This is a genomic window from Candidatus Ulvibacter alkanivorans (assembly GCF_003333325.1).
GTDB classification, from domain to species: Bacteria; Bacteroidota; Bacteroidia; order Flavobacteriales; family Flavobacteriaceae; genus Ulvibacter_A; species Ulvibacter_A alkanivorans.
Map to the genome: position 1 here is coordinate 36,993 of NZ_QOLC01000099.1, position 12,543 is coordinate 49,535.

12 protein-coding genes are annotated in these 12,543 nt (G+C 41.4%); 7 read left to right on the plus strand and 5 right to left on the minus strand.

Translation table 11 applies throughout. The annotated features are described in order from the left end of the window. Position 1: 1 nt before the first annotated feature. The 4 genes from DWA30_RS11610 to DWA30_RS11625 all read right to left on the minus strand — a co-directional run bounded on the left by DWA30_RS11610 (position 2) and on the right by DWA30_RS11625 (position 5,442). A complete protein-coding gene (locus DWA30_RS11610) occupies positions 2-454 on the minus strand; it encodes a hypothetical protein (RefSeq protein WP_136073194.1) in 453 nt (150 codons plus the stop codon). Positions 455-515: 61 nt separating this feature from the next. Next, the gene (locus DWA30_RS11615) at positions 516-3,035 is read right to left on the minus strand and encodes a M14 family zinc carboxypeptidase (RefSeq protein WP_114492713.1); all 2,520 of its coding nucleotides are present in this window, start codon (positions 3,033-3,035) and stop codon (positions 516-518) included. A gap of 190 nt (positions 3,036-3,225) precedes the next feature. Then, positions 3,226-3,621, minus strand: a complete 396-nt coding sequence (locus DWA30_RS11620) for a PUR family DNA/RNA-binding protein (protein WP_114492714.1) — start codon at positions 3,619-3,621, stop codon at positions 3,226-3,228. Positions 3,622-3,687: 66 nt separating this feature from the next. After that, positions 3,688-5,442, minus strand: coding sequence for an ABC transporter ATP-binding protein (locus DWA30_RS11625; RefSeq protein ID WP_114492715.1), 1,755 nt, complete (start codon positions 5,440-5,442; stop codon positions 3,688-3,690). 119 nt (positions 5,443-5,561) lie between these two features. On the opposite strand from DWA30_RS11625, the gene DWA30_RS11630 reads away from it, so the two are divergent. The 4 genes from DWA30_RS11630 (at position 5,562) to yajC (ending at position 8,558) form a co-directional block, all read left to right on the plus strand. Then, positions 5,562-6,659 carry a Glu/Leu/Phe/Val family dehydrogenase gene (locus tag DWA30_RS11630; RefSeq protein ID WP_114492716.1) on the plus strand — a complete coding sequence of 366 codons (1,098 nt, stop codon included), beginning with the start codon at positions 5,562-5,564 and terminating at the stop codon, positions 6,657-6,659. An 86-nt stretch (positions 6,660-6,745) separates the two neighbouring features. Continuing rightward, entirely contained in the window at positions 6,746-7,690 is a 945-nt protein-coding gene (gene nusB / locus DWA30_RS11635; RefSeq protein WP_114492736.1) for a transcription antitermination factor NusB, read from the plus strand. A 54-nt stretch (positions 7,691-7,744) separates the two neighbouring features. Then, positions 7,745-8,233, plus strand: coding sequence for a DUF1573 domain-containing protein (locus DWA30_RS11640; protein WP_114492717.1), 489 nt, complete (start codon positions 7,745-7,747; stop codon positions 8,231-8,233). A 34-nt stretch (positions 8,234-8,267) separates the two neighbouring features. After that, positions 8,268-8,558 carry a preprotein translocase subunit YajC gene (yajC, locus tag DWA30_RS11645; RefSeq protein ID WP_114492718.1) on the plus strand — a complete coding sequence of 97 codons (291 nt, stop codon included), beginning with the start codon at positions 8,268-8,270 and terminating at the stop codon, positions 8,556-8,558. Positions 8,559-8,625: 67 nt separating this feature from the next. On the opposite strand, the gene pepT is transcribed toward yajC, so the two are convergent. Beyond that, positions 8,626-9,867 carry a peptidase T gene (pepT, locus tag DWA30_RS11650; protein ID WP_114492737.1) on the minus strand — a complete coding sequence of 414 codons (1,242 nt, stop codon included), beginning with the start codon at positions 9,865-9,867 and terminating at the stop codon, positions 8,626-8,628. A gap of 86 nt (positions 9,868-9,953) precedes the next feature. Between pepT and DWA30_RS11655 the strand changes: the two genes are divergently transcribed. The 3 genes from DWA30_RS11655 to DWA30_RS11665 all read left to right on the plus strand — a co-directional run bounded on the left by DWA30_RS11655 (position 9,954) and on the right by DWA30_RS11665 (position 12,543). Beyond that, positions 9,954-10,991, plus strand: coding sequence for a quinone-dependent dihydroorotate dehydrogenase (locus tag DWA30_RS11655; RefSeq protein ID WP_114492719.1), 1,038 nt, complete (start codon positions 9,954-9,956; stop codon positions 10,989-10,991). A 10-nt stretch (positions 10,992-11,001) separates the two neighbouring features. Further along, positions 11,002-11,616: a LysE family translocator gene (locus tag DWA30_RS11660; RefSeq protein WP_114492720.1), complete on the plus strand. Its 615-nt coding sequence runs from the start codon at positions 11,002-11,004 to the stop codon at positions 11,614-11,616. Between the two features lie 63 nt (positions 11,617-11,679). Then, positions 11,680-12,543 (plus strand): hydroxymethylglutaryl-CoA lyase, encoded by an 864-nt coding sequence (locus DWA30_RS11665; RefSeq protein ID WP_114492738.1) that lies wholly within the window; start codon positions 11,680-11,682, stop codon positions 12,541-12,543.

Below are 12,543 nucleotides of genomic sequence, written 5' to 3' on the forward strand. Positions count from 1 at the left end.
ACTATTCCATTGCAGCTTCTACTGCTTCCCAAGTATCCCAGATTTCAGCGTATAATCTTTTGAATTCGACGGCATGTTCACTTTCTTTCAATTGCTCGAACAATTCGTGCATCTCGCCACGTAGTTCCGGATAGTGATCGGTAACTTGGGTCATCTGATCCCAAGCCACTATATGCGACCGAAATGCTTCTTTGAAGGGTTCGGGGCATTCTTCTAGATCTATTGCTTTCATGCCGGCAACATATTCGTCTATAGTTTCGCTAAGCGATCTGGTTTTAGACTGTTTGTTACGCAACTTGCCCAAGGCTGCATCTGCCTCGAACACTTTCATAGTACAATTAGAATTTCCGGTAGTTGAAATAACTTCGGAAACTTCCGAACGTTCAATTGGCTGTTTAAACGCCATAAGCGCAAGCAGCATTGAAAAGAATAGAACAAAATAGCTTAGTCTCATGGCAATCAGTTTATTAGTACCACTCTAAGATACTAAAAAAATCGATAGCTTTTCAGAATCGCTACATTTCGTCACCAAAGAAGATCGCATTAAACAACAATTTGTTCGTACCATACCAAAAGGCCCTAAAATTATGATTGTCGGTAAAGTACAATACCTGCCCACGTCCAAGATTCCCAACTTTAAAGGCTGAGGTTTCGGCCAATAACTCTAAATTAGGTTTGGAAATATACCCGCTCAACAGTGGAGATTTGGTATAGCGTATCGGATTCTTATAACTATCCTTGTCGGCTTCTAGGAAAAGCGTCGAATTGCGAAATACAGGTAAATCTTTGTTAGAATAACCAAAGGCAATAGGATGCGATCGATCTAATGTTGTTTCAAAGATAGCTCCACCAATTACTTGTGCACCGCGATAATCGCCACGTTGTTCGAATGAGATATTTCGTGCCGTATCCTTTCTGGTCTTAAACTCCATTTTTAACAATTCGTTGCTGTTAAACCAACGTCCGGCGTTCTTATATCCAATCAACGTACCTCCATTTTGCACCCATGTCTTTAGTTTTTTGGCCTCTTCCTTGCCCAATCCGCTACCCCAACTATTAGGAATGATGATATCGGTATATCGGCTTAGATCTACACGTCCAAAATTTTTAGTGTCTAGTTTTGTTAGTAACATGTCGAAGCGTTGATCGAACAGATGCCAGATCTCACCTGCGTCGTAAGGCGTGATGCCTTCTCCAACCAAAATGGCCACACGTTGCGGACTAATACTTCTAAACTGATTACTTCCAAGATCGATCCCTTTTGTAAGTCCAGTGTTTACACCCGTAATACGTACATGGCTTTCTTCGGAAACTTCTTTAATGAGGTTGTATATTTCTGTTTCAGACAGCGATTGATTTTGAACAGGAATTAAAATGGTCCCATAATCGTAGTCATTACCGCCTACTGAAAATGGTTGCATTCCAACCTTGGCGCGAACCCCTTTCTCTAATATTTGGTTTAAGGCCTTGGGCGCATAATAGTCGTGCCATTCCATCAAGTACGCATAGCTTGATCGGTTAGGAGTTGGCGGTGTTTTATGTTCAAGATCGGTAACGACCGTGCCTGCCTTGTTCGTTGCTATTGCTTCGGAATAGTCAAGGTTAAAGGCCAATGGGAAGGTCCATGCACTAATATCGTAGAACAAACTATCTTGGAAACTAGTTCTTTTTTCGAACATTGCTTCTATTAGTCGGTGTTGTTTTTGGTTCTTCGGAATGAGATAGGAACTTCCTTTTTTAAATGTGGTGCCATTGGTGGTCACATCTTCTTCCAGTTCGTGAAAACGAATGTCATGACGCTGAAGGATCTCGGCAAGGTGATAGATCTTGGAAGCATCTTTCGCATCTCCAAACACATAGGCCCCGCCTGAAGCACCTTCGTTGCGTGCATTGCTAAAAAAGGTACGTTGGTAGTTTAATAATTCGGTTCGCATGTTTACGGCGGCTTCTAAGGTAGAAAGTGCTGCTGTAAATTGATTGCGAATGGTAAACGGGAACGTAAGCACGCCATTATCACTTTCTTGCGCATGACCTCGAGAAGATGCTTGCTCGAACAATATCCCAATAGAACCGTTGATGTCCGGGAATGTAGATCCCTTACCGTAATAGAAGTCGTCAAAACTTTCTTCGGTATAATAGAAACTACCAATCTTGTTAAAGGCATCTGCATGAAATTTAGCAATAGCGCCTGTAAGTTCTTGATTCTTTGAAGGTGTTAGGGGATGGGTTCGTGACGGAATTCCGGGTTGGAAGAAAAAGCTGGCATTGGTTCCCATTTCATGATGATCGGTTAGAATATTCGGGTACCAATTATGAAAGGTCTCTATACGCGCTCTACTTTCGGGTAATTGCACGGGTAACCAATCGCGATTCATATCGAACCAATAATGATTGGTACGTCCGCCGGGCCAAACCTCGTCGTATTCACGGTCGTTAGGGTCTGGATTAATGTTCTTGGCTTTGTGTACATTGGCCCAATACGCAAATCGCTGGAGTCCGTCGGGATTAAATGCCGGATCGAACAAAATGACGGTATTCTTTAGCAAATTTTCAATTTTCTGGCCTTGGGCCGCGGCCAAATAATAGGCGGCTACGAGGGCAGCATTCGACCCGCTGGGTTCGTTTCCGTGAATAGAAAATCCTTGGTACACGACAATAGGCATATCTGCCGTATTGATGGCAGCCGAATTTTGCTCGGTCAAGGCCATATGATTGGTGCGAATTGCTTCAAGGTTGTTGTGATTTGCAGGTGCGGTAATAGTAAGCAACAGCAACGGGCGTCCTTCGAAGGTGGTACCGCGATCCTCAATGCTAATGCGGTCGCTGGCATTGGCCAGTGCATACATATATTGAACTAGTTTATCGTGTGTAATGTGCCATTCGCCCACTTCGTGACCAATAATACTTTTGGGGGTAGGAATGTTTTGGTCGTAGGAAACATCTTCGGGTAAATAATATTCGAGTGGGGTTGCAGATTGTTGTGCTAGAATAGAAAAAGGAGCAATGCTTAAAAGCAATAAGAATACGAATCTCATAGAGTGTTTAAATAGGATTAATGATTGCGTTACGGATTGAGGCGGCATCCTCTCTGGCGCTCTGTGTTGAGCAGAAGAGAGATACAGCCGAAAGCCGGGCCACGCCAAAGGCGGGAGAACGCCCAAAGGGATAAATATAAAAAAACCGCCTTACAATTGCAGGCGGTTGATTCATAAAAATTTGTTCAAATTAAATATCGTCGAAATCGATATCGGTAAAGTTGGAAGGTGCCGGTTCGTCGCTGGCTGTACCCAACTTTTGCGGATCGGCAGCGTCGTTGTCTTCTTTCTTATAATCTTTTTGGTGACGTTCGCTAATTACCTCTTCACCTTTTTCGTCGATAATATACTGGATCATTTCTTCCAAATTATCTTTGAAATCCATAAAATCTTCTTTGTACAAATAGATCTTGTGTTTTTTGTAGTGATACGAACCATCGTCGTTGGTAAATTTTTTGCTTTCTGTAATAGTTAGGTAGTAATCTCCTGCCTTGGTGGCTCTTACGTCGAAAAAGTAGGTGCGTCTACCTGCCCGCATTACTTTTGAAAATATTTCTTCTTTCTCCATTGCGTATTGATCGCTCATGATACTTTTGTTTAATTATCGTTCTGCCAAAAATCTAAAAAAAATATAAATATGGCAAGGTTCGAGTTACATTTCTTTTTCGTGTAGTTGTTTGGCGTACAATTCTTTGTAGTAGCCTTGGATGTTTACCAGCTCATTATGAGTGCCTTGCTGTATAATCTTACCTTCTTCCAGTACGATAATCTTGTCTGCATTTTTGGCCGAGGACACTCTGTGGCTCACGATAATAGTGGTCTTGTCTTGTGCGATCTCATGCAGGTTTTGTAGGATTTCTTCTTCGGTTTCGGTATCTACGGCAGAGAGGCAATCATCGAACAGTAGGATCTGTGGATCTTTGATGATCGCGCGAGCAATAGAAACACGTTGTTTTTGTCCGCCACTTAGGGTAATACCGCGTTCACCGAGTATGGTGTCGTAGCCTTTACTAAAACCTACAATATTTGTATGAACAGCCGCTCGTTTTGCGGCATTCATCACTTCAGCATCGGTGGCATCCTCTTTTCCAAATTTTATGTTATTGCGAATGCTGTCGCTAAATAGAAACGCATCTTGAGGCACATAACCTATGGCGCTTCGCAGACTATCGAGGTTTAGTTGTTTTATTGGCTGCTCGTCTATTGTTAGCATGCTATCTTCGACGTCGTACAGACGACCAATTAATTCTAGAATGGTCGATTTTCCGGAGCCGGTGTTGCCAATAATAGAAAGTGTCTCACCCGGATTCACACTAAACGAAATATTCTTTAAAGCAGTGATATTGGTGTCGGGGTAGGTAAAACTAAGTTCATTAAAAGTTATCTTGCCTTTAACCGGTGTTGGTTGATCGACCGTATTTTGAATGGCAGGTTCTTCTTGTAAGAACTCATTGATTCGTTTTTGAGATGCTTCGGCTTGTTGAACCATAGAAGAGACCCAGCCCACAATAGCCACCGGCCAGGTGAGCATATTTACATAGATCAAGAATTCGATAATGGTTCCAAAATCGATCTTACCATCGATAAATTGATTTCCACCAATATAAATTACAAGAATATTACTCACGCCAATTAATAGGATCATGAGCGGAAAGAACAAGGCTTGTACCTTGGCGAGGTCGATGTTCTTTTCTTTGCTGCCTTCGGCCAGTTCAACAAAATTGGTGTTGGTTCGAGGCTCGATTCCGTAGGCTTTTATCACAGCGATACCACTAAAGCTCTCTTGGGTATAGGTGGTTAGTTTCGAAAGGTATTGTTGAACAATAGTACTGCGTTTGTGTATGGCAATACTCAGTTTGTAAATCAAGATAGAAAGCAAAGGCAACGGGGCAATGGCATACAGTGATAGGATAGGCGCCTTGTAGAACATATAACTAATTACCACGATAAATAAGGTGACGGTAGTGGTGCTGTACATAACGGCAGGTCCTGTATACATACGTACTTTAGAAACATCCTCACTAATACGATTCATTAGATCGCCGGTGCGGTTCTGTTTGTAAAAACTAAGTGACAGGCGTTGGTACTGTTCGAACACTTCATTTTTAAGATCGAATTCGATGTAACGCGACACTACGATAATGGTTTGTCGCATGATAAAAGTGAACAGGGCTGCCAAAATTGTAGTTCCGATAATGAGGAAAATATTGGTAAGCAGTTCTGATTTTACTTCGGAAAGGTCGGTAACATCACCATTTATGTATTGCTCCACTATGTTTAAGGTGTCTCCAATGACGATTGGGACCAGTAATTTAAACACAGCTGCTACTATTGTAACAAATAATCCTAAAAGTAAGCGTCCTCTGTATTTTAAGAAATAACGGTTAAGGTGCTGAAGCTCTTTCATCTAGGGGTTTGAGTATTTATTAACAAATTCTTATTTTAACAACTGGTCTATTGCGAGATTGCCAGTAATAAACTAGTTTTGCACGTCCTTTTTGAGGATACTATAAAAACAAAACTTGTATGATCACTGAAGTAGTTAACACGAAAGAACTTCATAAAATTGACCCGGTTTTCGGGCAATTATCGTTTGACAATCACGAGCAAATCGTTTTTTGCAACGACAAAGATACTGGATTAAAAGCAATAATTGGAATTCACAATACGGTTTTAGGACCTGCATTGGGTGGAACCCGAATGTGGAACTATGCCAGCGAATGGGATGCGTTAAACGATGTGTTGCGTCTATCTCGCGGAATGACATTTAAATCGGCTATTACCGGCCTTAATTTGGGCGGTGGAAAAGCTGTGATTATTGGAGATGCTAAGACTGAAAAGACACCTGAGCTCATGTTGCGTTTTGGTGAATTCGTTCACTCATTAAGTGGCAAGTACATTACTGCCGAAGATGTTGGGATGGAAACCAAGGATATGGACCTAGTTCGTACAGTTACACCTTTTGTGACGGGTATTTCTGAAGAAAAAGGAGGTGCCGGTAATCCGTCGCCAATTACCGCCTATGGTGTATTTATGGGGATGAAGGCTGCGGCTAAGTATAAATTTGGAACCGACGTATTGGAAGACCGTGTGGTCTATGTTCAGGGCATTGGAAATGTAGGTGAGTCGTTGGTTGAGAATTTAAGTGACGAAGGCGCTAAGGTGTATATTTCAGATATCAACCAAGAACGATTGGAAGAAGTTCGTGACAAATACAATGTAGAGATCTATGGGGGTAGAAATCTATATACTGAAGAAATGGACATCTACGCACCATGTGCATTAGGAGCCACGGTAAATGATACCACGGTCAACCAGATCAATGCGAAAATAATTGCAGGAGCGGCGAACAATCAGCTGGCCGATGAACAAAAGCACGGTATGATGTTGCGCGAACGCGGAATCGTGTACGCACCCGATTTCTTGATCAATGCAGGAGGTATTATTAATGTGTATGCCGAACTAGAAGATTACGGTCGTCAAGAGATCATTCGTAAGACAGAGAACATTTACAATACGACCCTCGAAATTCTTTCGAAAGCAGAAGAAAAAGGGATCACTACCCACCAAGCTGCACTCGAAATTGCCGAGTCTAGAATTGAAGCAAGAAAAAGCCGAAAGTAGTTTAATCGCTTTTATAAAATACTATCTTTGCAACGCACAGAATACCCTCTGTGCGTTTTTTACTAAAAAAAGGTTCTTTTACACGTATGCTTACACGAAGACATATAAGAATTAAAGTGTTACAATCGGTTTATGCTTTTCATCAAAGTGAACAGCCCGATATTGAAAAACAAGAGAAATTTTTATTGTACAGCATCGATCAAATGCAAGATCTGTATTTGTTGTTACTTCAATTGCTTGTTGCCATGCGGGAACAAGAAGAATCCTTTATGAGTAAATCTCAGCAAAAGCTCTTGGCAACCGATCAAGAGAAAAACCCCAGTCGGGCGTTTGTGGATAATAAGGTGATCGCATTAATCGCTTCCAATCCCGAATTCAAACAAGCTATAAAGAACAAAAAGCTTAACTATTGGGAACAAGACGATGAATATGTCAATATCTTACTAAAAGAATTGCGTAAAACAAGCTGGTTTAAGGAGTATCTGGCGAAGAACGATCCAACGTTCAAAGAAGACAAGACGTTCATAGTTACGCTTTATAAAGAAATTCTTGCGCCCAACGAAAAACTGTATGAATACATAGAAGACAAACGGCTCACTTGGCTAGACGACTTTCCTGTAGTAAATACGGCCATTGTGAAAATGTTTTCAAAGCTTTCAGAAAAAAACGCAGCCGCTATGCTGCTGCCTCAATTGTACAAGAATGAGGAAGATAGAGACTACGCGGTAAAACTTTTACGCAAGGTAATTCTGCAAGATGAAAAACTTTCGGCCGAGATCGATGGTAAAACACCCAATTGGGACAAAGAGCGAATCGCAGAACTCGATATGATCATTTTAAAGATTGGGATCGCCGAATTTTTATATTTCCCTTCTATTCCTGTACGTGTAACCATGAACGAATGTTTGGAGATCGCTAAAGAATACTCAACTCCAAAAAGTAGTATCTTCATTAATGGAATTTTAGACAAGCTTGTTAAGGAATTTTCCGAAGCGAATAAATTGAATAAAATTGGTCGCGGCCTTCGCTAAAAATAAAAAAATAAGTATTTTAGCCCCGCTTAAAACCTATAATATTTTAATACTATGAAAAAATCAATCCTGTTACTAGCTGTTTTAGCAGCTTTCGCATTTACGTCTTGTAAAGATAACGCTGCCGATAAAGTTAGCGAAGAAAATGTTGCTGCCGCTGCCGATCGTGATGCAAAAGCAACCGAATTTCCTGTGATGACCTTTGAAGAAACTGAATATGACTTCGGAACCATCGACCAAGGAACTAACGTAGAACACGTATTTAGATTTACCAACACCGGTGATGCTCCTTTAGTGATCGTTGATGCTAAAAGTAGCTGTGGATGTACTGTTCCTTCGTACCCAACCGAAGCAGTGCCAGTTGGAGAGTCTGGAGAACTTCTTGTAAAATTCAACGGAAGTGGAAAGAACCAAGTAAGTAAAACCGTTACCATTACAGCAAACACTAAGAACGGAAAAGAAACCCTTAAGATTAAGGCGTTTGTAAACGCTCCTGAAGGTGGTGCTGTTCAGAGTCAAGGTATCATGCAAACCAACTCGTAAGTACGATTTAAAAATTAGTTAGTTTACCCAAATTATGGAGCAAATTCAAGGCTTTCTGCCAATTATTCTTTTATTCGCCGTGATGTATCTTTTTTTGATACGTCCGCAAATGAAAAAACAAAAACAAGAAAAGAAATTTGCCGGGGCATTGAAGACCGGTGATAAAGTTGTTACTAAAAGTGGTCTTCACGGTAAAATCTTAAACCTAAATGACGATGGTACTTGTATTTTGGAAACAGGGGCAGGAAAGATGAAATTTGAACGCTCTGCACTTTCTATGGAGTTAAGTCAGAAATTGAATGCTCCCGAAAAAGAGAAGAAGTAAACTACGTATTAGATCATAAAAAAACCTTCAGTTTTCACTGAAGGTTTTTTTGTTGGTGCTCATTTCTTTATTTCCTTTCTTCGGAAACTAATTGAGCAATGTTCACAATTACTTCTATCGCCTTAAGCATGCTCTCTACCGGAACGTATTCGTACCTCCCGTGAAAATTATGTCCTCCCGCAAAAATGTTCGGGCAAGGTAATCCCTTGTAGCTTAATTGAGATCCGTCGGTTCCACCGCGTATCGGTTTGATGATAGGCTCGATATTGGCCTTGCGCATCGCGGCTTCTGCGATGTCCACAATATGCATTACCGGTTCTATCTTTTCACGCATGTTAAAGTATTGATCGTTAATAGCTACCGTGACTGCTTCTCGTTCGTATTGAGCGTTGATATCATCGGCGACCTGCTGCAATGCTTTTTTGCGTGCTTCAAAATGTTCACTGTCGTGATCTCGAATAATATATTGCAACTTGGTGCTGTCTACTTCGCCGTTGATGCTGTAGAGGTGAAAAAAACCTTGACGGTCCTCGGTATGTTCCGGGGTTTCCAGACGGGGAAGTGAATTGATGAACTCGGTTGCAATATACATGCTGTTGATCATCTTTCCTTTCGCATAACCGGGATGTACGATCTTTCCTTTTATGGTGACCACTGCGCTGGCTGCGTTGAAATTCTCATACTCTAATTCACCCAGCTGACTCCCGTCCATGGTGTAAGCCCATTCGGCACCAAATTTCTCGACATCAAATTTATGTGCACCACGGCCAATCTCTTCATCGGGGGTAAACCCGACGCGAATCTTACCGTGTTTAATTTCCGGGTGTTGAATAAGATACTCCATGGCCGAAATGATCTCGGCGATCCCTGCCTTATCGTCGGCCCCTAAAAGTGTAGTGCCGTCGGTGGTGATCAAGGTCTGTCCCTTGTATAGTAGTAAGTCATCAAAATCGTTAGGAGAAAGAACGATATTCTCAGCCTCATTTAGCACAATATCTTTTCCGTCGTAGTTTTCAACGATCTGTGGTTTTACGTTGGCGCCTGTAAAATCGGGTGTTGTATCAAAATGCGAGATAAACCCAATAACCGGAACTTCATGGTCTACATTGCTTGGTAAGGTGGCCATGATATAGGCGTTCTTGTCTATAGTGACCTCTTGCATCCCTATATCCTTTAACTCGGTCACCAGCGCATTCGCAAGGTCCCATTGCTTGGCACTACTTGGAGTGGTATCGCTCTCCGGATCGCTTTCGGTATCGACTGTAACGTAACCAACGAAGCGGTCGATAAGGTGTTGTTTTTCTATCATAGTTTTAATTTTCATTACAAATTAAAACATATTCAAAATAATTGTTACATACTTTAATAGTATTTTTGCGGAAGATTTTTCAGCCTATGTACAAAGCGCTTATACGACCGATACTCTTCAAAATTGATCCGGAAAAAATTCATCATATTACCTTTTCGTCCATTCGTAACTTACATCGAATTGGGTTTGGCGGACTTTTCCGAAGCATGTATAAAAAGCAACAAAAGAATCTCGAGCGCAACGTTTTCGGGCTTGATTTTCCAAATCCTGTTGGGCTTGCAGCCGGATTCGATAAAGATGCGAAATTATTTAAAGAGCTTTCAAATTTTGGGTTCGGGTTTATAGAAATAGGAACTGTAACGCCAAAACCGCAACCCGGAAATCCTAAGAAGCGCCTATTCCGACTTAAAGAAGACAGCGCGTTGATTAATCGTATGGGCTTTAACAATGGTGGAGTAGAAGCAGCTGTCGAGCGACTGAAGAAGAATCCAGCAGCCGGAACCAAGGGCCATGTGATCATTGGAGGGAACATAGGAAAGAATAAGACGACACCAAACGAGGAGGCCGTAAACGATTATGTGATCTGTTTTGAAGCGCTGTTCGATCACGTAGATTATTTTGTAGTGAACGTGAGCTCTCCCAATACCCCAAATCTAAGAGCCTTACAAGATAAAGAGCCACTAACACATTTGTTGAAAGTTTTAAATACCAAAAATGATGAAAAGACAACACCAAAGCCTATCTTGTTAAAGATAGCACCCGATCTTAGCGATACACAACTGTTAGACATCATCGAGATCGTTTCAGAAACAAAGATCGACGGTGTCATAGCAACCAACACGACCATCTCAAGGGACGGATTAACGTCGGAAGCAAGAACAGAAACAGGTGGTCTAAGCGGTAAACCACTTACCGATAGAGCTACCGAGGTTATTCGCTTTCTTTCTGAAAAAAGCAATAAGTCCTTTCCAATCATTGGAGTAGGTGGGATCCATTCTGCTCAAGATGCTTTAGAAAAATTAAATGCCGGTGCGAGTTTGGTACAATTGTACACCGGATTTATCTACGAAGGCCCGGCATTAATTAAGGAAATAAATAAAGCCGTAGCATCGCAACGGCTCTAAAATCTAATGTATGCTGGAGGCCTTAATCTCATTCTCGCTCGCAACATTGGCCTTGGCCATATCTCCCGGGCCCGATAATATCTACGTGCTTACACAATCGTTGGTAAATGGTAGTAAAAGCGGTATTGCCACTACAGCCGGACTTATAAGCGGCTGCATAGTACACACGACTTTGTTGGCGTTCGGTATCTCTGCCTTGATAACTGCTTCGGAAGGCATTTTCTATTTTATTAAGGTGTTAGGTGCAGTGTATTTGCTGTATTTGGCCTATCAAATATATCGAAGTAGCGCATCCATCGATCTTACTGAAGCAGCGCCTAGAAAATCGAAGGGGTCGTTGTTCAAGCAAGGGGTGATCATGAATTTGGTCAATCCGAAGGTAATGATCTTTTTTTTAGCTTTTTTTCCGGCTTTTATTTGGGATACCGAAGGAAATACGGTGCTACAGATCTATATTTTGGGTGGCGTTTTTATGTTCGTTTCCTTCTTTGTGTTTAGTGTTATCGCTGTACTTGCCGGCGCAATATCGAACTATCTTACAAAAAATCGCTTTGTTGGGATTGGTTTGAAGTGGTTGCAAATTATTGTGTTTGTTGGTATTGCTATTTATATTTTGGTGCCGTAGTGACCGCCTTGCTTTTTTTTCAAAAATGATTTTTCGCTCCTTCGGAATTCCTATCTTTGAATGATGCAAGAAGTGAAACTAATAGAATGTCCGCGTGATGCTATGCAAGGCATCAAAGATTGGATTCCTACTGAGACCAAAGTACAGTACATACAATCGTTATTGCGATGTGGTTTTGATACCATCGACTTCGGAAGCTTTGTTTCTCCAAAGGCAATTCCGCAAATGCAAGATACTGCCGAAGTGTTATCGCAGTTGGACCTTTCTGGAACTAACAGTAAATTGTTGGCAATTGTTGCCAATGTGCGAGGTGCCGAGGCGGCAGTACAGCATCCCGAAATAGATTATTTAGGCTATCCGTTTAGTATTTCGGAGAATTTTCAAATGCGGAATACACACAAAACTATTAGTCAATCTATTGATATATTGAAAGAAATTCTTACTTTGGCTGAAACAAACCGCAAGGAGGTAGTTGCGTATTTGTCAATGGGTTTCGGAAATCCATACGGTGATCCATGGAATGTTGACATTGTTGGAGAGTGGACCGAGAAGCTTTCAGCAATGGGGGTTAAGATACTGTCGTTAAGTGATACGGTGGGATCGTCTACTCCCGAGATCATAACCTACCTTTTTTCTCATTTAATCCCTAAATATCCCCATATTGAGTTTGGAGCGCATTTACATACCACTCCAACTGCCTGGCACGAAAAGGTTGACGCAGCGTTCAAGGCCGGTTGTAGAAGGTTTGATGGGGCTATTCAAGGTTTTGGAGGTTGCCCTATGGCGAAAGATGAATTGACGGGAAACATGCCAACCGAGAAGATGTTGAGCTATTTTACTACGGAAAAAGTAGCGAGTAATATTCATCCTATGTCATTTGAAAGTGCACATAACGAAGCAACAAAGGTTTTTTTAAAATATCATTAA

Bases quoted from the DNA above. Each gene is read 5' to 3' on its own strand.
- nusB (WP_114492736.1), top strand. From the start codon at position 6,746: ATGCTTACACGAAGACATATAAGAATTAAAGTGTTACAATCGGTTTAT.
- DWA30_RS11610 (WP_136073194.1), bottom strand. From the start codon at position 454: ATGAGACTAAGCTATTTTGTTCTATTCTTTTCAATGCTGCTTGCGCTT.
- pepT (WP_114492737.1), bottom strand. From the start codon at position 9,867: ATGATAGAAAAACAACACCTTATCGACCGCTTCGTTGGTTACGTTACA.
- DWA30_RS11665 (WP_114492738.1), top strand. From the start codon at position 11,680: ATGCAAGAAGTGAAACTAATAGAATGTCCGCGTGATGCTATGCAAGGC.
- DWA30_RS11660 (WP_114492720.1), top strand. From the start codon at position 11,002: ATGCTGGAGGCCTTAATCTCATTCTCGCTCGCAACATTGGCCTTGGCC.
- DWA30_RS11615 (WP_114492713.1), bottom strand. From the start codon at position 3,035: ATGAGATTCGTATTCTTATTGCTTTTAAGCATTGCTCCTTTTTCTATT.
- DWA30_RS11655 (WP_114492719.1), top strand. From the start codon at position 9,954: ATGTACAAAGCGCTTATACGACCGATACTCTTCAAAATTGATCCGGAA.
- DWA30_RS11620 (WP_114492714.1), bottom strand. From the start codon at position 3,621: ATGAGCGATCAATACGCAATGGAGAAAGAAGAAATATTTTCAAAAGTA.
- DWA30_RS11625 (WP_114492715.1), bottom strand. From the start codon at position 5,442: ATGAAAGAGCTTCAGCACCTTAACCGTTATTTCTTAAAATACAGAGGA.
- DWA30_RS11640 (WP_114492717.1), top strand. From the start codon at position 7,745: ATGAAAAAATCAATCCTGTTACTAGCTGTTTTAGCAGCTTTCGCATTT.
- yajC (WP_114492718.1), top strand. From the start codon at position 8,268: ATGGAGCAAATTCAAGGCTTTCTGCCAATTATTCTTTTATTCGCCGTG.
- DWA30_RS11630 (WP_114492716.1), top strand. From the start codon at position 5,562: ATGATCACTGAAGTAGTTAACACGAAAGAACTTCATAAAATTGACCCG.